This window comes from Streptomyces corchorusii, from assembly GCF_001514055.1.
Lineage (GTDB): Bacteria > Actinomycetota > Actinomycetes > Streptomycetales > Streptomycetaceae > Streptomyces > Streptomyces olivaceoviridis.
Map to the genome: position 1 here is coordinate 36,085 of NZ_KQ948358.1, position 18,343 is coordinate 54,427.

General features: G+C 74.7%; 13 protein-coding genes. 4 read left to right on the forward strand and 9 right to left on the reverse strand.

Going from position 1 to position 18,343, the window contains the following annotated elements; all coding sequences use genetic code 11:
• Positions 1 to 154: 154 nt before the first annotated feature.
• Positions 155 to 3,166 (forward strand): MinD/ParA family ATP-binding protein, encoded by a 3,012-nt coding sequence (locus tag AQJ11_RS21270; RefSeq protein WP_244218311.1) that lies wholly within the window; start codon positions 155 to 157, stop codon positions 3,164 to 3,166.
• Positions 3,167 to 3,259: 93 nt separating this feature from the next.
• Here AQJ11_RS21270 and AQJ11_RS21275 read toward each other — a convergent pair whose 3' ends face one another.
• The 9 genes from AQJ11_RS21275 to rimP all read right to left on the reverse strand — a co-directional run bounded on the left by AQJ11_RS21275 (position 3,260) and on the right by rimP (position 15,912).
• Positions 3,260 to 4,207: a bifunctional riboflavin kinase/FAD synthetase gene (locus tag AQJ11_RS21275; protein WP_014675354.1), complete on the reverse strand. Its 948-nt coding sequence runs from the start codon at positions 4,205 to 4,207 to the stop codon at positions 3,260 to 3,262.
• 130 nt (positions 4,208 to 4,337) lie between these two features.
• The gene (locus tag AQJ11_RS21280) at positions 4,338 to 8,471 is read right to left on the reverse strand and encodes a trypsin-like peptidase domain-containing protein (RefSeq protein ID WP_059264056.1); all 4,134 of its coding nucleotides are present in this window, start codon (positions 8,469 to 8,471) and stop codon (positions 4,338 to 4,340) included.
• Positions 8,472 to 8,864: 393 nt separating this feature from the next.
• Positions 8,865 to 9,770, reverse strand: coding sequence for a tRNA pseudouridine(55) synthase TruB (gene truB, locus AQJ11_RS21285; protein ID WP_014675352.1), 906 nt, complete (start codon positions 9,768 to 9,770; stop codon positions 8,865 to 8,867).
• Positions 9,767 to 10,225, reverse strand: coding sequence for a 30S ribosome-binding factor RbfA (gene rbfA, locus AQJ11_RS21290; protein ID WP_014675351.1), 459 nt, complete (start codon positions 10,223 to 10,225; stop codon positions 9,767 to 9,769). Before rbfA ends, truB begins: the two co-directional genes overlap by 4 nt.
• Positions 10,226 to 10,265: 40 nt before the next feature.
• A complete protein-coding gene (locus tag AQJ11_RS21295) occupies positions 10,266 to 10,559 on the reverse strand; it encodes a DUF503 domain-containing protein (protein WP_014675350.1) in 294 nt (97 codons plus the stop codon).
• A 195-nt stretch (positions 10,560 to 10,754) separates the two neighbouring features.
• Positions 10,755 to 13,829, reverse strand: coding sequence for a translation initiation factor IF-2 (infB, locus tag AQJ11_RS21300; RefSeq protein ID WP_058082102.1), 3,075 nt, complete (start codon positions 13,827 to 13,829; stop codon positions 10,755 to 10,757).
• A 145-nt stretch (positions 13,830 to 13,974) separates the two neighbouring features.
• A complete protein-coding gene (locus tag AQJ11_RS46140; RefSeq protein ID WP_078611825.1) occupies positions 13,975 to 14,271 on the reverse strand; it encodes a YlxR family protein in 297 nt (98 codons plus the stop codon).
• Positions 14,272 to 14,395: 124 nt separating this feature from the next.
• The gene (gene nusA, locus AQJ11_RS21305; protein WP_014675348.1) at positions 14,396 to 15,382 is read right to left on the reverse strand and encodes a transcription termination factor NusA; all 987 of its coding nucleotides are present in this window, start codon (positions 15,380 to 15,382) and stop codon (positions 14,396 to 14,398) included.
• A gap of 2 nt (positions 15,383 to 15,384) precedes the next feature.
• A complete protein-coding gene (gene rimP / locus AQJ11_RS21310; RefSeq protein WP_014675347.1) occupies positions 15,385 to 15,912 on the reverse strand; it encodes a ribosome maturation factor RimP in 528 nt (175 codons plus the stop codon).
• Between the two features lie 231 nt (positions 15,913 to 16,143).
• Here rimP and AQJ11_RS21315 point away from each other — a divergent pair, with 231 nt between their 5' ends.
• The 3 genes from AQJ11_RS21315 (at position 16,144) to AQJ11_RS21325 (ending at position 18,146) form a co-directional block, all read left to right on the forward strand.
• A complete protein-coding gene (locus AQJ11_RS21315; RefSeq protein WP_059264057.1) occupies positions 16,144 to 16,644 on the forward strand; it encodes a hypothetical protein in 501 nt (166 codons plus the stop codon).
• Complete coding sequence (locus tag AQJ11_RS21320) at positions 16,641 to 17,141, forward strand: ferritin-like domain-containing protein (RefSeq protein ID WP_059264058.1); 501 nt, start codon at positions 16,641 to 16,643, stop codon at positions 17,139 to 17,141. The genes AQJ11_RS21315 and AQJ11_RS21320 overlap by 4 nt, the downstream gene beginning before the upstream one ends.
• Positions 17,142 to 17,246: 105 nt before the next feature.
• A complete protein-coding gene (locus AQJ11_RS21325; protein ID WP_059264059.1) occupies positions 17,247 to 18,146 on the forward strand; it encodes an aminoglycoside phosphotransferase family protein in 900 nt (299 codons plus the stop codon).
• The last annotated feature ends 197 nt before the right edge of the window (positions 18,147 to 18,343 follow it).

Consider the following 18,343-nt stretch of genomic DNA (forward strand, 5'->3'; position numbering starts at 1 on the left):
GTTCATCCCGGCCCAGGGGCCTTCGTACGGTCCGGCGGAGGGGACTCCGTACGGTCCGGCGCAGGGCGCGTCGTTCACTCCGCCGCAGGGGACCGCGTACGCTCCCCCGGCCGGGCCTGCGCAGCCCGCACCGCCGACCGGTGACCCCGTTCCGATGCCTCGGCTGCCCGAGGGCTTCGAGCCGCAGCAGGCCCAGCCTGCTCAGCCGGAGGCGTCGGCCGCTTCGGGTGCGGTCGAGCCGGAGACGGACAACGGGGATCTGGAGAGCGGAGCGACCATGCGGTTCTCCGCCGTCGCCCTGAAGCGGCAGATGGCGGAGATCGCCGAGCGCGCTGGCGCCTCCGGAGAGCCGGCCGAGTCCGGGGATGGGGGCTCCGGTGGTGCCGAGGGCTCTGCCGATGCCGAGGGGTCCGGTGGTTCGGAGGGTTCTCTGGGTGCGTCCGGGGCCGAGGGGTCCGTCGACAGCGAGGGCGACGTCGACCGTGCCGGGACGTCCGGCGGCGAGGACGGCGCCGAGGAGTCCGGTGGCGAGGCTGCCGCGCAGGACGGCTCGGTGGCGGAGGCCGCCGTTTCGGGGGGTTCCGCGTCCGACGCGACCGCCGCCGATGAGAAGACCGCGTCGGACGAGTCCGACGAGTCGGACGGGAGCGTTGCCGAGCAGGCCCCCGCTGACAAGGGTGACGCCGAGAAGGACGGCGCTGACGTGGGCGCGGACGGCGCCGTGCGTCCCGCCCGGGCGGACGGCTCCGCCGACTCGGCGCAGTCCGATGCGCCGAAGCCCTCGGACGTCGGGACCGCGAGCGTGCCGGCCGAGGCCGGTGCGCCTCAGCCGGGTGCGGCGGACGACAGCGCACTGCCGGGTGACGGTGCTGCGGACAGCGGTGCGTCGGACAGCGCGGCCCAGCACGCCGACGCCGCCCACCCCGGCACCCCGGAATCCGGCGCCCCGCAGGCCCACACGCCCCACCCCGCCCCCGGGCAGCCCGGCGGATACGGCTTCCCCCAGCCGGACGCCGCCCACCCCGGCGCCCAGCCCCACGCGGCTCAGCCCGCTCCCGGCGCCCCCTACGGCGCCGTACCGCCCGCTCCCCCGGCCCCGCAGGGCGCCCAGCCCGGCTGGACGCCGCCCGCGCCGCAGAACGGGCTGCCCCCGCTGCCGCCCTCGTACCAGCCCGCCGCCCCGGCTGCCGCCGCCCAGTGGCCCGCACAGCCCGGGCAGCAGCCGGCCGCCGCCCCGCCACAGCCCGGTCCGATGCCCGGCCGGCAGCCGCAGGCGACCGGCGGTCAGGGTCCCGCCGGCATGCCCGGCCAGCAGCCGCCGTTCCAGCCGCAGGCGCCGCAGCCCGCGCCCGCCGCATGGCACCAGCCGAACCAAACCGGCCAGGCCGCCCCCGCCCACCAACCGGGCCAGCCGGGCGCGCCCGGCGCTCCGGCGCCCGGCCCGCAGCCGGTCCCCAACGGCCCCACCCCGCCGAGCGGCTACGGCTTCCCGCAGCCCGGCACCCCGGCGCACGGCGCCCCCACCCCACCGGCCCAGCCCGGCGGCTACGGATTCCCGCAGCCCCCGGCGCCCCAGCCGCACTCCAACGGCCCCACCCCGCCGAGCGGTTACGGATTCCCGCAGCCGGGCGCGGTCAACCCCCCTGCGCAGCCCGGCGGTTACGGTTTCCCTCAGCCAGGGAATCCCGACCCGCAGGCGCAGCAGGGCGGTTACGGATTCCCGCAGCCGCCTCAGAACGCGGACGGCGCCCCCAGCGCTCCGCACGCCCCGGTCGACCCCCGCTCCGGTGCCGCGTGGCCGCAGCCCCTTCAGCATGATCAGCGGCAGCCGACCAACCCCGGTGCCGCGCCGCTCGGTTACACCGCCGCCGTGGAGCTGTCCTCGGACCGGCTGCTCAACAACAAGAAGCAGAAGGCGAAGAGCGGGCGGCCCGCGGCGGCGGGCGGCCGGTTCAAGCTCGGCGGCAAGAAGGAGGAGGCCGAGCGGCAGCGCAAGCTGGAGCTGATCCGCACGCCGGTGCTCTCCTGCTACCGGATCGCGGTCATCAGCCTCAAGGGCGGTGTCGGGAAGACCACGACCACCACCGCGCTCGGCTCCACCCTCGCCACCGAGCGGCAGGACAAGATCCTCGCCATCGACGCCAACCCGGACGCCGGTACGCTCGGGCGGCGGGTGCGCCGGGAGACCGGGGCCACCATCCGTGACCTCGTCCAGGCCATCCCGTACCTCAACTCGTACATGGACATCCGGCGGTTCACCTCCCAGGCGCCCTCCGGTCTGGAGATCATCGCCAACGACGTGGACCCGGCCGTCTCGACCACGTTCAACGACGAGGACTACCGGCGCGCGATCGACGTGCTCGGCCGGCAGTACCCGGTCATCCTGACCGACTCGGGCACCGGTCTGCTGTACAGCGCCATGCGCGGGGTGCTCGACCTCGCCGACCAGCTCATCATCATCTCCACGCCGTCCGTGGACGGCGCGAGCAGCGCCAGTACGACACTGGACTGGCTGTCCGCGCACGGGTACGCCGACCTGGTCTCCCGCTCCCTCACCGTGATCTCCGGGGTCCGCGAGACCGGCAAGATGATCAAGGTCGAGGACATCGTGGCGCACTTCGAGACCCGCACCCGCGGCGTCATCGTCGTGCCCTTCGACGAGCATCTGGCGGCCGGCGCCGAGGTCGATCTCGACATGATGCGGCCGAAGACGCGTGAGGCGTACTTCAACCTCGCCGCGATGGTCGCCGAGGACTTCACCCGCCACCAGCAGGCGCACGGCCTGTGGACGAGCGACGGCAACCCGCCGCCGGTGGCCGCCCCGCCCATGCCGGGAGGGCCGATGCCGAGCCAGCCCATGCCCGGACAGCCCATGCCGGAGCAGTTGTACGGCGCCGGGCAACCGTACCCCCAGGCCCCCGGGCAGCCGTACCCCCAGGCCCCCGGGCAGCCGTATCCCCCGGCCCCGGGTCAGCCGTACGCCCCGGCGCAGCAGCCGTACCCGCCTCAGCAGGGCCAGCCGCAGCCGTACCCGGGGGCGCCGCAGCAGCCGGGCTACCCGCAGACCGGACAGCCGCAGCCCCAGCCCCCGTCACAGCCGCAGCCGCAGCCGCAGCCGCAGCCGGGGCAGCCTCCGCAGGCTCCCCCGGCCCCGCCCCAGCAGTAAGGGGCCACGAGAAGGGCGGCCGGTGCTCACCGCACCGGCCGCCCTTCTCGCTGTGACGAGCCTCGCTGGAACGAATCCCGCCGAGGCGAGCGGCTACTCCTCCGCCGCCACGATCTCCCGGCACCGCTTCACGTCCGCGGCCATCTGCTCCAGCAGGGCCTCCAGCGACTCGAACTTCGCCTGCCCGCGCACGTACGCGAGGAAGTCGACGGCGACGTGCAGGCCGTACAGGTCGAGGCCGACGCGGTCGATCGCGTACGCCTCCACCGTGCGCTCGGTGCCGTCGAACTGCGGGTTCGTGCCGACGGAGATCGCGGCCGGCATGGCCTCGCCCTGGGCGTGCAGATATCCGGCGTAGACGCCGTCGGCGGGGATGGCGGTGTGCGGGAGCGTCTCGACGTTGGCCGTGGGGAAGCCCAGTTCCCGGCCGCGCTGGGCGCCGCGGACGACGACGCCCTCCACGCGGTGCGGGCGGCCCAGGATCTCGCGGGCGCCCGCGACATCGCCCTCGGCGACCAGGCGGCGGGTCAGCGTCGAGGAGAACGGCTCGCCGCCGCCCGCCTCACCGGTGACGTACAGGTCGACGACCTCGACCTCGAAGTCGTAGATCCTGCCCTGCTCGATGAGGAAGTCGACGTTGCCGGCCGCCTTGTGGCCGAAGCGGAAGTTGGGGCCTTCCACGACCGCCTTGGCGTGCAGCTTGTCCACCAGGACCTTCACCACGAAGTCGGCGGGCGAGAGCTTGGAGAACTCGGTGGTGAAGGGGAGGATGAGGCACGCGTCGACGCCCAGCTCGGTCATGAGTTCGGCGCGGCGGTGGTGCGGGGCGAGCAGCGGCGGGTGGCTGCCCGGGCGGACGACCTCGCTGGGGTGCGGGTCGAAGGTGACCACGACGGCCGGGACGCCGAGCTCGCGGGCCCGGTCGACGGCGTGCTTGATGATCAGCTGGTGACCGCGGTGGACGCCGTCGTAGGAACCGATGGTGACGACGCTGCGCCCCCAGTCCTCGGGGATGTCCTCCAAGCCACGCCAGCGCTGCACTGTGACCGCTCCTCGAACCCTTGTCCGTGTCTGTCTTGACCTCGTCGTGCAGGTCTAAGGGTGCCATGCCGGGTGCCCCGCGCCAGCATCGGCATGGGGGCTGTGACGGGGCGCACGTTCCCGCCGCTGCTCAGGCCGGTACGCGTACGCCCGCCAGGCTCTCGATCATGCGGCGGGCGCTGGGGCCGACCACGGCCGCCCAGTCGTCCGGGGTCTCGTTCAGCCAGCGGGCCATGCGGGCGGCGAAGCCGGGCACGTGCCGCCCGATGTCGACCAGGGCGCGGTCGAAACGGGTGGCGCCCTCGGGCGTGCGGACGAGGAGCAGGCCGGTGCGGTGGACCAGGCCGCGGGCCTCCTCCTCCCGGCCACCGTGTTCCGTGGCCGCGTGCAGGACGGCGAGCAGGACGGACGGCTCCTCCTCCCGGGCGAGCAGGAACTCCAGCAGCTCGCGGCGGAACGGGCGGGAGGCGGGGGTGCCGGGGGCGGCGAGGACGGTGGCGAGGGCCGCCCGGAGGGGTTCGGGAGCGCCGTCGAGCAGGCCGGTGACGAGGGGCAGCAGGACCGGGCGGGCGGTGGGGCCCTGTTCGAGGCGGCGCCCGACATGCCCGGCGACCTGGCCGGCGACGGGTCCGGCGGTCTCCGGGCGCAGCCACAGCGCCTCCTGGACGAGCGCGGCGACCCGGCGGGCCAGGACCGGGGTGCCGACCTGGGTGAGGCCGCGCAGGACCGCTCCGGTCTCCGGGCCGCCGGCGCCCGGGGCGCACAGGCGGACGCGGAAGGCCTCCAGGACCGGTTCCGGGTGCGTGGTCAGGGCCGGGACGAGGGCGCTGGGCGGGAACTGCGGGTCGCCGTCGGTGAAGTGGCGCAGGGCCGCGGGCAGGTGCCGGTCCCGGCTGCGCGGATCGCGGACCAGCAGGGCGAGGGCGGCGCCGTGCAGGGTGCGGTCGGCCGGGCGGGCGAGCAGGGTGAGGGCGGCGTAGCGCAGCAGCTCGCGGTCGGCGTCCGAGCGGGCGTGGGGGGCCGCGCGCAGGGCGAAGGCCACGGCCGCGACCCGGCGGGCGGGGCGCTCGTCGTGCGCCCAGCGGTCCACCGCCCGGCAGAGAGCCGACGGCTCCTCCTCGGCGAGGACGGCGAGCAGTTCGTCGGCACGCCGGTGCGAGCAGGCCACCAGCACCTCGGTGAGATCGTCCAGGGCGCCGTGCCGGTGGGTGTGCAGCAGCGCCTGCGCGGCGGTGGCCACGGTGGCGTGCGGGGTCGCGGGCAGTGGCCGCTCGTCCGTGAACCACCGGGTGAGCAGGGGCTGTACGGCGGTGGGTGCGGCGGTGAGCAGTCCGGCGACGGCGTCCAGGTACCGGTCGCCTGCCGCGGGGGGCGCCGGGTCCGCCAGGACGAGGCGGCGCAGCAGGTCCAGGCGCTCGGTGTCGGGGACGGGCAGGCCGGTCCAGAAGGCGGGGCGGAAGTCGGCCGGTACGGGCCGCCGGGCGCCGTGCCAGGCGACGACACGGTCGGCGAGCAGGCGCAGCACCTCGGTGTACGGCGTCGCGTCCGGGACCTGGAGCAGGGTCCGGGCGAGCAGCCGGGCGGCCCACCAGGAGCCGGTGTCACGGTCCAGGGCGTCGACCAACTCCCGTAGTCGCAGGGCGAGTTGTCCGGCCCCCTGCTGGCGGGCGAGGAGCAGCAGCGCCTGGACGACGGGTCCGACGCGATGGTGCGGCACCGGGCGGGGCGCGCTCGGCTCGCCGACGCGGTGCACCAGGGCCAGCAGCGCCGCGTCCAGGTCCAGGTGCATGCCCTGGATCCAGTCGGCCAGTTCCTCGTGGGCGAAGCGGTAGCCGGTGCCGGCCGGCACGAGGAGGCCCTCGGTCAGCACGGCGGAGGCCCAGCCGGTACCGCCGCCGAGCCGGGCCGGCGCGGGGCCCCAGGGGAACACCGCCTCGAACGACTCCCCGTCCAGTTCCCCCTGCCCCGGCCCGAGGCTGCGCCGGGCGGCCTCGTGCACCTGCCCGGCCACCCGTGCCGCCAGCCGCCGCACGGCCGTTCCGCGCAGACCGCCGGCGGCGGCGAGGCGGACCGCGATGCGCAGGCACATCAGATCGAGGTAGGCGGCGAACACGTCGTGCCGGTCGAGGGGCCCGACGACCGGCGCGTCGGGTACGGCGGCCCGCACCTCGGACAACAGCCGCAGCACGAGCGGATGCCGGGCGTCCCGCTCACCGAGCGCACCCTCCGGAATCCCGTACCGCACCCGAGCCCACCGCGCCTCACCGACCGTGAAGTCCCCGACCCGCAGACAGGGCGGGAGGGGGTCGGTGGCGGGGGGGAGGGGGGCTTCGCCGGGGACATCGGGGACACCGGGGACGCCGGGGACCGGCTCGGCGGGCGCGGGGGATGCCTGGGCCGGGGTCGCGGGGGTGCCCGGCGTGGGGTCCGGCACCGGGCTGTCGGCCGGGGAGGCGAGGCGGGCCGGGGGGTGGTGCGGATCGGGGCTGCCCGCCGGGAGGGCAAGGCGAGGCAGGGGAACCCGCGGCTCGGCGTCGTCGGGCGATGCGGGGCCGGCCGGTGCGCTGTGCAACGGCTCACCGCCACCCGCTGGGGCCGCGGAACCGGCCGCCGCGTACACCGCACCAGCACCGCCCGCCTCAACCGCGGACCCAGCCGACGCGTGCACGGCACCGGCACCGTCCGCCCGAGCCGCGGAGTCAGCCGGCGCCCGGTCCGGACCGGGGTCGCTCGTCGGGGCCCCGGCTCCAGGCTCTGTCGCCGACGGCTCGCCGCCCTCCGCCTGAACCCTGTCGTCAGGCGGTGTCCGCACCGGCTCCCCCGGGTCGCCCGGCACATGGAGGACGGCCGGCGGGAAGGCCCGGCCGGTGCGTTCCCAGTGCTCCTCCCGGCAGGCCACCACCAGGCGGGTTCCTGTCTCGGTCAGCCAGGTGGCCGTGCCCTGGGCCCAGGCGGACAGGCGGTCGGCGAGGGCGGGGGGCATCTCCTCGGGGCAGTCCAGGAGGAGCAGCAGCGGGCGGCCGGCCCGGGCGGCGAGGCGGGCCACGCGTTCGGGGGTGATGTCGCCGAGGTCTTCGGGTCGGCCGGAGCGGGAGGCGGCGATGATCCGGGCGGCACGCGTCAAGGCGCGGCGGGCCACGTCGGCCACCGAGGTGTCGGTGCCCCTCAGGCCGGCACCGCGCAGCCACAGCGTGGGGGCCGGCCGCTCGCCCCGGGCCCGGCGGGCGGCGAGCGCCGCGAGTTCCGTCGTACGACCGCTGCCCGGCGCGCCGACGAGGCCGAGCACGGGCCGGTCGCCGGTGGCGAAGGCGGCCAACTCCCCGGCGATGCCGGCGCGTTCGACCGGCTCGACGGCGCCCGGGGGGCCGTTCTGGCCGACCGAGGTCATGGTCAGCTGGAGGATGCCGGCGAGGTTGAGGTCGGCGCCGTACGCGGGCACGGTGGCCGCGTTGCGGGCGAGCAGGTCGGCGAGGGCGCCGTCGACGGGCCGCAGCGGCACCGCGAAGCCCGCGTCGCGCTGGGCGCTGTGCAGGGCGGTGCCGAGGACGCCGACGACCGCGCCGGTGCGCGCGTCGAGCACCGGTCCGCCGGCCGCGCCGCCGCCCAGCCGGAGCGCGTCCCGGCCGGCCGTGCCGATGGCCAGTTCCAGTGCGTCGTCCAGGAGGTGGAAGCGGTCCGTGGCGGTGTACGTCACCTGCGTGGCGGCCAGCACCCGCGCCTCGCGCCAGCAGCCGGCGGCGACCTGGACATAGGTGCCGGCGTCGATCCGCTCCCGCACGGTCAGCGGCAGCGGCTCCACGCCGAGGCCCTCGGTGCGTACCAGGGCGAGGTCGAGACCGGGCAGTGCGGTGATCGCGTCGGGGCCGACCACGCAGGTACGGTCGCCGTCGGCGTGCAGCACCAGCCGGGGCAGGCCGTCGACAGCCTCGTGGCTGGTGAGCAGGGTGCCCTCGTGATCGGCGAGGAAGCCGAGTCCGCGCGGGCGGCCGGCCAGGTCCCGGATGCGGACGAGGGCGGCTGCGCAGCGGCCGGTCCCGGCGCCCGCGCCCGTGTCGTCGGCCGGGGCGGTGGCCAGGGCACGGTGGGCCGGACTCGCGCCCGGCCCACCGGCGGCGCAGTCCTCGTCCACGCGCGCCCCGGACGGCCGTACCCCGTGTGCGCCGTGCCCGCCCGCGCGCTCCCCCTCGGCCCGCTCCTCGAACGGCCGCTCTTCGCACCCGTGCCCCCGGCGCCCGCTTCCGCCCCGCGGGCCCCGTTCCGTCATGGTCGTACCTCCCCGCCCGTCCCCGTGCCCTGGGTCCGACGGTAGGCGCGGGATGATCGGCGGGACAGATCGCGTGATGAACGCGCCCCCTTCCGCTCCCCCGGTTCACTCCGAGCGCCTGCCCGGACGGGTGAATAGGCGGAAGTCGCTGGATAACCCTAGGGGTGGGGGAACCGAGGGGGGACCGTGGAGCGGCGGCAGGAACGAACCCGTGTGGCCGGCCGCCGCTCCACGGCAGACAGCCGGCCCACCGGGGGAAAGCCACTCCACGGCAGACAGCCACTCCACGGCGGACAGCCCATCCGTGCGGGGCCGCCCCCAAGGCTCACAGCTCGGCTCTCAGGGCCTCAAGGCTTCAGCCCTCAGAACTTCAGGCTTCAGGGCCCCAGGCCCTCAGCCGAAGACCGCCAAGCTCTTCGCCTTGCCCCGGTGTTCCTCGACCAGCGCGAGGAAACGGCCCTCGGTGTCGAACACGGCGACGGGACCGGCGCCCGCGTACTCGTCGGGGATCTCCAGCCGGACGCCGTTCAGCAGCAGCCGGGACCGCCTGCCGTCGACCTCCCAGCGGGGGAACGCCGCGGTGGCGGCCTCGGCGATCGGCATCACGGTCAGCTCCTGCTGGAGCTGGTCCAGCGTCTTCGCCGCGTCCAGCTTGTACGGGCCGACGCGGGTGCGGCGCAGCGCGGTGAGGTGGCCGCCGACGCCGAGGTCGGCGCCCAGATCGCGGGCGAGGGCGCGGATGTAGGTGCCGGAGGAGCAGACCACCGACACGACCAGGTCGAGCACGGGCGTGCCGTCCTCGGCGACCGCGTCCCGGACGTCGTACACCGTGAAGGAGGAGATGGTCACCGGCCGGGCGGGGATCTCGAAGTCCTCGCCCTCGCGGGCCCGCTTGTACGACCGTACGCCGTCGATCTTGATGGCGCTGACCTTGGACGGCACCTGCATGATGTCGCCGGTCAGCTTGGCGATGCCCGCGTCGATGGCGTCCCGGGTCACCTTGGAAGCGTCGGCGGACGAGGTGATCTCGCCCTCGGCGTCGTCGGTGAGGGTGTTCTGGCCCAGTCGGACCGTGCCCAGGTACTCCTTCTCGGTGAGCGCCAGGTGCCCGAGGAGCTTGGTGGCGCGCTCGACCCCGAGGACCAGGACGCCGGTCGCCATCGGGTCGAGGGTGCCGGCGTGGCCGACGCGGCGGGTCCTGGCGATCCCGCGCATCTTGGCGACCACGTCGTGCGAAGTGAAGCCCGACGGCTTGTCGACGATGACGAGGCCGTCGGGCGTGGTGTGCTTCTGGGTCATTCGGTGGCGTCGCCGTCCGTGTCGCTGTCGTCGTCCGCCGGCTTGCGGTACGGGTCGGCGCCGCCGGCGTACGTGGCGCCCGTGGCCGCCTCGCGCACCTTCTCGTCGGACTGCCGGGCCTTGTCGAGGAGGTCCTCGATGGTCCGGGCGGTGTCCGGCAGGGCGTCCGCCACGAAGGTCAGGGTGGGCGTGAACTTCACCCCGGCCGCGCGGCCCACCTCGGAGCGCAGGATGCCCTTGGCGCTCTCCAGGCCGGCGGCCGCCGCCTTCCGCTCCTCCTCGTCGCCGTAGACCGTGTAGAAGACGGTCGCCTCCCGGAGGTCACCCGTGACCCGGGTGTCCGTGATGGTGACGTGTGAGCCGAGCCGCGGGTCCTTGATCCCGCGCTGCAGCTTCTGGGCCACCACCTCCCGGATGAGGTCCGCCAGCCTTTTAGCCCGCGCGTTGTCGGCCACTGGTCCGTCTCCCGTTCTTTCTCTTGCTTGCGTTTCGTGGTCAGTCGTCGTCGCCGTGGAAGCGCCGTCGCACGGACAGCAGTTCCACCTCGGGGCGGCCGGCGACCAGCCGCTCGCACCGGTCCAGTACGTCGGTGAGGTGCGCCGCGTCGCCGGAGACCGCGGCGAGGCCGATGACCGCCCGCCGGTGGAGGTTCATGTGGTCCACCTCGGCCGCGCTCACGGCGTACTTCCGCTGGAGTTCGGCGACGATCGGGCGGACGACGGAGCGCTTCTCCTTCAGCGAGTGGACGTCGCCGAGGAGGAGGTCGAAGGACAGAGTCCCCACGTACATGTGTGCAACCGGTTCACCCGCCGGTACGGGATCGATGGCCCCGGGTCCGTGCGGCCGGGGACATCAAGAACCGTACCGCGTACCCGCCGGTGGCTCGACAGGGTTTCGGTGCGGTGGGCCGGACACGCACCTGGTGTAAAACGGCGCGCTGGCCGACGGGACCGCAGTCCCGCCGGCCAGCGCGAACCACAGGCGTCACACCCGCGGCTTCTCCCGCATCTCGTACGTCGCGATGACGTCGTCGACCTTGATGTCGTTGAAGTTGCCGAGGTTGATACCACCCTCGTAGCCTTCGCGGATCTCGGTGACGTCGTCCTTGAAGCGACGCAGGCCCTCGATGTTGAGGTTCTCCGCGATGACCTTGCCGTCGCGGATGAGGCGCGCCTTGGTGTTGCGGCGCACCTCGCCGGAGCGGATGAGCACACCGGCGATGTTGCCCAGCTTGGACGAGCGGAAGACCTCGCGGATCTCCGCCGTACCCAGCTCGACCTCTTCGTACTCCGGCTTGAGCATGCCCTTGAGGGCCGCCTCGATCTCCTCGATCGCCTGGTAGATGACCGAGTAGTACCGGACGTCCACGCCCTCGCGCTCGGCCATCTGCGCCGCGCGGCCGGCCGCGCGGACGTTGAAGCCGATCACGATGGCGTCCGAGCCCATCGCCAGGTCGATGTCGGACTCCGTGACCGCACCGACGCCGCGGTGCAGGACGCGGATGTCGACCTCTTCGCCGACGTCCAGCTGGAGCAGGGAGGACTCCAGGGCCTCGACCGAACCAGAAGCGTCACCCTTGATGATCAGGTTCAGCTGCTGGACCTCGCCGGCCTTGAGCACCTTGTCCAGGTCCTCCAGGGACACGCGGCGCGTGCGCTTCGCGAAGGCCGCGTTGCGCTCGCGGGCGGCGCGCTTCTCCGCGATCTGGCGGGCCGTACGGTCCTCCTCGACCACGAGGAAGTTGTCGCCGGCGCCCGGGACGTTGGTCAGACCCAGGACCTGGACCGGCGTCGACGGGCCGGCCTCGGCCACGTTGTTGCCGTTGTCGTCGAGCATGGCGCGCACGCGACCGTAGGCGTCGCCCACGACCATCGTGTCGCCGACCCGCAGCGTGCCTCGCTGGACGAGGACCGTCGCCACGGCACCACGGCCGCGGTCGAGACGGGACTCGATCGAGATGCCCTGCGCGTCCTGGTTCGGGTTGGCCCGCAGGTCGAGCGAGGCGTCGGCCGTGAGGATCACGGCCTCCAGCAGCGAGTCGATGTGCAGACCCTGCTTGGCGGAGATGTCGACGAACATGGTGTCGCCGCCGTACTCCTCGGCCACCAGGCCGTACTCGGTCAGCTGACCGCGCACCTTGGTCGGGTCCGCGCCCTCGACGTCGATCTTGTTGACCGCGACGACGATCGGCACGTCGGCCGCCTTGGCGTGGTTGAGCGCCTCGACCGTCTGCGGCATGACGCCGTCGTTGGCCGCGACGACCAGGATCGCGATGTCGGTCGACTTCGCACCACGGGCACGCATGGCGGTGAACGCCTCGTGACCCGGGGTGTCGATGAAGGTGATCTTGCGCTCTTCGTCGTTGACCTCGGTCGCGACCTGGTAGGCACCGATGTGCTGGGTGATGCCGCCGGCCTCGCCCGCGATGACGTTCGTCTTGCGGATGGCGTCGAGCAGTCGGGTCTTACCGTGGTCGACGTGACCCATGACGGTCACGACCGGCGGACGGACGACCAGGTCCTCGTCGGAGCCCTCGTCCTCGCCGAACTCGATGTCGAAGGACTCAAGCAGCTCGCGGTCCTCCTCCTCCGGGCTGACGATCTGAACCGTGTAGTTCATCTCGTCGGCGAGGAGCTGGAGGGTCTCGTCGGAGACGGACTGGGTCGCGGTGACCATCTCGCCGAGGTTCATCATGACCGCGACGAGGGACGCCGGGTTGGCGTTGATCTTCTCCGCGAAGTCGGTGAGCGACGCGCCGCGGGAGAGACGGATGGTCTCGCCGTTGCCGCGCGGCAGCATCACGCCGCCGACGCTCGGGGCCTGCATGGCCTCGTACTCCTGGCGACGCTGCCGCTTCGACTTGCGGCCACGACGCGCCGGACCGCCGGGACGGCCGAAGGCGCCCTGCGTGCCACCACGGCCACCGGGACCGCCGGGACGGCCGCCGAAGCCGGGACGGCCACCGCCGCCACCGCCGGGACCGCCGCCGAAGCCGCCGCCACCACCGGGACGACCGGCGAAGCCGCCGCCACCGCCCGGACGGGCACCGCCGCCGCCACCGGGACGGCCGGCGAAGCCGCCGCCGCCGGGACGACCGCCGCCGCCGGGACGACCGGCACCGGCCGGGCCGCGACCGCCGCCGGGGCCGGGACGCGGGCCGGCAGCGGGACGCTGCGGCATCATGCCGGGGTTCGGACGCGGACCGGCCGGACCGGGACGCGGACCGCCCTGCGGACGGGGCATGCCCGCCGGGGACGGACGGTTGCCGCCGGGAGCCTGCGGACGCGGACCGCCGCCCTGGGCGCCGGGCGCCTGCGGACGGGGGCCGGCGCCGGGGGCACCGCCGGGGCCGGGACGCGGGCCGCCCTGCGGGCGCGGGGCCTGCGGACGGGCCATGCCGGCGTTGCCGCCGGAGGTGAAGGGGTTGTTGCCCGGGCGCGGACCGGCCGGACGGGCACCGGGACGCGCGGCCTGGCCACCGGGGCGGGCACCGCCCTGACCCGGACGGGCACCCTGGCCCTGGCCCTGGCCGGGGGCCGGACGTGCGCCACCGGGCTTCGGGGCACCGGGACGGGCGCCGGGACGCGGACCCTGGGCGGCCGGAGCCTGCGGGGTCTGCGCGGCCGGGGCCGGCGGAGCGGTGAACTCCGGGGCGGCCGGGGCCGGACGCGGCGCGGGCTTGGGACCGGGCACCGGGCGCGGGCCCGGGGCCGGTGCCTGTGCGGGCGCCGAGGGGGCCGACGGGGCGGCCGGCTGCTGGGCAGCGGGCGCCGTCGGAGGCTTGGGAGCCGCCGGCCTCGGGGCCGGGGCAGCGGGACGTGCCGCCTGCGCCGGAGAGGGCGCGGCGGGCCTGGGGGCGGCCTTGCGCGGGGCGGGCTTGCCGGCGGACTTGCCGTTGCCACCGCCCTGGAAGGCGTCGGTCAGCTTGCGTACAACCGGCGCTTCGATGGTCGAAGACGCCGAACGGACGAATTCACCGAGTTCCTGGAGCTTGGCCATGACGACCTTGCTCTCGACACCGAACTCCTTGGCGAGTTCGTAGACCCGGACCTTAGCCACTTCGCTCCTTTGAGGTCCGGGTTGAAGCCGGACCGTCGCTAGTTCATGGGCGTACTCATCGCGTACTCATCGAGTGCTCATCGCAATCTCGACCTGCTTTCGACTCGCGAGGTACCAGACCGCACGGGGTTCCGTGCGGCTTGTCTTACGGCGTTGCCTGCTCGGCAACTGTTGTCTGCTCGACGTATCGACGCAACGCCTTTGTGTCGAGCGGTCCCGGGACGCGCAGTGCCCGCGGGAACGCCCGGCGGCGTACCGCCTGGTCGAGACAGACCAGGGCGGGGTGTACGTACGCACCCCGGCCGGGCAGCGTACCGCGAGGATCGGGGACGCAGGCGTCCTCGATCTTCACGATCCGCAGGAGATCGTTCTTGGCCGCCCGCTCCCGGCACCCCACACAGGTGCGCTCAGGGCATGCTCGGGCGTGCGTCCGGCCAGACACAGCTAAGTCTACCTCCCCGTACCGACCTCACCCCTTTGGGGCAAGAATCGAACGGCTGTTGTCGTGATCTGAGCGCCGGACGGCTTGGATCTATTCCCTCCGGCGCCCCGATCGGCTCCCCGGTCTACTCCCCGGCCTGCTCGGTGTCGGGCCGGATGTCGATCCGCCAGCCGGTCAGCCGGGCCGCCAGGCGGGCGTTCTGGCCCTCCTTGCCGATCGCCAGCGACAGCTGGTAGTCCGGCACGGTCACCCGGGCGGACCGGGAGGCCAGGTCCACGACCTCCACCTTGCTCACCCGAGCGGGTGACAGGGCGTTCGCGACCATCTCCGCCGGGTCGTCCGACCAGTCGACGATGTCGATCTTCTCGCCGTTCAGTTCGCCCATCACGTTGCGCACCCGGCCGCCCATGGGGCCGATGCAGGCGCCCTTGGCGTTCAGGCCCGAACGGGTGGACCGTACGGCGATCTTGGTGCGGTGACCGGCCTCACGGGCGATGGCCGCGATCTCCACCGAGCCGTCGGCGATCTCCGGCACCTCCAGGGCGAAGAGCTTCTTCACCAGGTTCGGGTGCGTACGGGAGAGGGTGACGGACGGCCCGCGCACGCCCTTGGCCACCCGGACGACGTACGACCTCAGGCGCATGCCGTGCGAGTAGCTCTCGCCGGGCACCTGCTCCTGCACCGGCAGGATGGCCTCCAGCTTGCCGATGTCCACGAGCACGTTCTTCGGGTCGCGGCCCTGCTGGACCACACCGGTGACGATGTCGCCCTCGCGGCCGGCGTACTCGCCGAGCGTCGCGTCGTCCTCGGCGTCGCGCAGCCGCTGGAGGATCACCTGCTTGGCGGTGGTGGCGGCGATGCGGCCGAAGCCGGACGGGGTGTCGTCGAACTCGCGGGGCTCCTGGCCCTCGGCGAGGTCCTCGGGGTCCTCCTTCGCCCACACGGTCACATGCCCGGTCTCCCGGTTGAGCTCCACGCGCGCGTGTCGGCGGCTTCCCTCGGTGCGGTGGTAGGCGATGAGGAGGGCCGACTCGATCGCCTCGACCAGCAGGTCGAAAGAGATCTCCTTCTCCCGAACCAAGCCCCGCAGGGCGCTCATGTCGATGTCCACGGCTACGCCTCCTCCTCTTCCTTCATGTCCTTCTCGCCGGCCGTGCCGGCACTGTCCTTGCGGTTGAACTCGACCTGCACCCGCGCCTTGGCGATCTCCGGGAAGCCGAGTCTGCGGGCGGTGGCCTTGCGGCCCTTCACGCCGGGCACCTCGACGTCGACGCCCTCGTCGTCGACCTTCAGGATCCGCGCGACCAGCTCGCCGCCCTCCGTGAGCTGGAACTTCACGAGCCGGTCGGTGGCGCGCACGAAGTGCCGGTGCTCGGTGAGGAGGCGCTCCGCGCCGGGGGTTCCGACCTCCAGGTCGTACGCCGCGTCACCCATCGCGTTCGTCTCGTCCAGCTTCGCCGAGAGCGCGCGGCTCACATCGGCGATGGCGTCCAGATCCGCCCCGGCGTCGGAGTCGACGACCACCCGCAGCACCCGCTTGCGCCCGACGGAGTCCACGGCGATCTCTTCGAGATCCAGCCCCTGGGAGGTGACGAGCGGTTCCAGCAGCTCTCGCAGCCTCTCGCTCTGGGTGGTGCTCATCCGGGTGACTCCTCGGCCGCGTGTGCTGTTGTGGGATGGGTCGCGTGTCTGATCAAAGGGTACTGCCTCCGACGGGGGCCGGTTCGCATCGAAGGCCCGGGGTGGTCCGCGGCCGGGTGCGGTCGGCCGTCGAGCCGGTGACGCGGGGCGGAGGGACTCGCGGGTACCGTGATCAACGGCGGGTCGGCGTTCCCGCCCGTGTGTTCGTACGAGCCCCCGAGGACGTCAGCCGTGCCGTACCCCCCGCCCTCGCGCGTGCCCACGGGGCCGCGCAGAAGAACCCTGCTCGTCTCGGCCGCCGGCGGCGCCCTGCTGACGGGCTGCTCGGCCGGGCCGGAGTCCGGCGACGACGGTCCGTCGGCCACCCAGCGGGCACGCGCGCGTGCGGCGCGGGACAGCCGGGGGCTGCTGGCACGGTACGACGCCGTGCTCGCCGCGCACCCCGGCCTGGCCGACCGGCTGCGCCCGCTGCGGGCCCAGGTCGCGGCGCACGCGGCGGCTTTCACGGACGGTACGGCGCCCACGGCTTCCGCCACGGCCACCGCCTCCGCCGTTCCCGTCCCGGCCGGCGAGAAGGACGCCGTCGCCGGGCTGGCCGCCGCCGAGCGCGCCCTCGCCGACCGGCGCACCAAGGATCTGCTGGAGGCGCCGGGCGAGCTGGCACGGCTGCTGGCGTCGGTCGCCGCGGCCGGGGCCGCGCACGCGTACCTGCTGACGGAGGGGGCCAGGTGAGCGACGGGGCCGAGCAGGCCGGGACGGCGGAGCTGACCGCCTTGCAGGCCGCGCTGGCGGCGGAGCACGCGGCGGTGTACGGGTACGGCGTCGTGGGCGGACGGATCGGCGAGCGGCGCCGGGCGGAGGCGCGCTCGGCGTACGACGCCCACCGCGCGCGCCGGGACGCGCTGGTGCGCGCGGTGCGCGACTTGGGCGGCGCACCGGTCGCCGCGAGCGCCGCGTACGCGCTGCCGTTCCCGGTCGAGGACGGGGCGGGCGCGCTGCGGCTGGCCGCGCGGCTGGAGGAGCGGGTGGCCGGTGTCTATTCGGACCTGGTGCGGGCCACGACCGGCGCGCGGCGGGCCGACGCGGCCGGGGCGCTGCGGGAGGCCGCGGTGCGGGCGGTGCGCTGGAGCGGGGGGAGCGTAGCCTTCCCTGGTCTGGCCGAGCGGTCCGGCGAACGGGCGGGCGCGGCCGGCACGGCACCGTCACCGTCCGGTTCGCCGCCGCGTTGACCGCCGGCCGGGCGGGCCGGCACCGGACACGATCGGGAACAGGATCAGGACGGGAGACTCGGGCGGGGTCCCGGCAGCACAGGACACGAAGGGAACGACTCGCGCATGGCTTTCGAACCGCCGCAGCGCCTGGTGCGGGCGCTCGGTGAGACGGCACCGGCCGGGGACGACTGGCTGGCGCGGCTGCCCGCGGCGGCCGAGCGGGCCGTCGCCCGGCGCGAGTTGACCGTCGAGCGGGTGCAGGTGCCGGGCGGGCGCAGCAGCCTGGTGGTGCTGGTACGGCGGGCGGACGGCACCCCGGCCGTGCTGAAGCTGGCGCCGCCCCGGGCCCGCCCTCAGAGCGAGCGGGCGGCGCTGGCGCACTGGGGCGGGCTGGGCGCCGTACAACTGCTGGAATCCGAGGCGGAGGACGGGGCGCTGCTGCTGGAGCGGCTGCACCCGGATGTGTCGGTGCGGTCGCTGCCGGAGGCGAAGGCGCTGCTGGAGGCGGCGGGGACGCTGCGCAGGCTGTGGGTCGCACCGCCGGCCGGGCATGTCTTCGAGACCGTCGCCGAGCGGACCGGGCGGCAGGCGGTGGCGATGCGGGCGGGCGCCGGGACCGATCCGGAGGCGGCCCCGCTGGTGGAGGCGGCCCTCGCCGCCCGTGCGGAGCTGCTGGCCGCGCCGCCCGAGCAGTTGCTGCTGCACGGCACGTTCCGGCAGAGCAAGGTGCTCTCCGGGGAGCGGATGCCCTGGCTGGCGGTGGGCCCGGACCCGGTGGTCGGCGAGAGCGCCTTCGATCTGGCGCGGCTGGTGCGGGACCGGGTGGAGGACCTGATCGCGGCGTCGTCCGGACCGTCCACCACCCGGCGCCGGATCAAGCGGCTCGCCGAGTCGCTGGAGGTCGACCAGGAACGGCTGCGGGGCTGGACGCTGTTCCGGGCGGTGGAGTCCGGGGTACGGGCCCGCCGGGTCGGCCGCGAGAAGGACGCGGAGCTCCTGCTGGAGTTCGCGAGCTGGCTCTAGCCGGGCGGGGACGGGTCGCCCACCGGCACGGCCGGGGACGGTGAGCCCGCCAGCACGGCCAGGGGTGGAGAGCCCGTCGGCACGGCCGGGGCGGAGGGCACGTGAGCCGTGACGGCCGGGGCGCCTGCCTCGGCTCGGTGACCGTCGCCGGGACGGGAAGCCCACCAGCACCACAGCGGGGCCGCGAGCCACCAGCC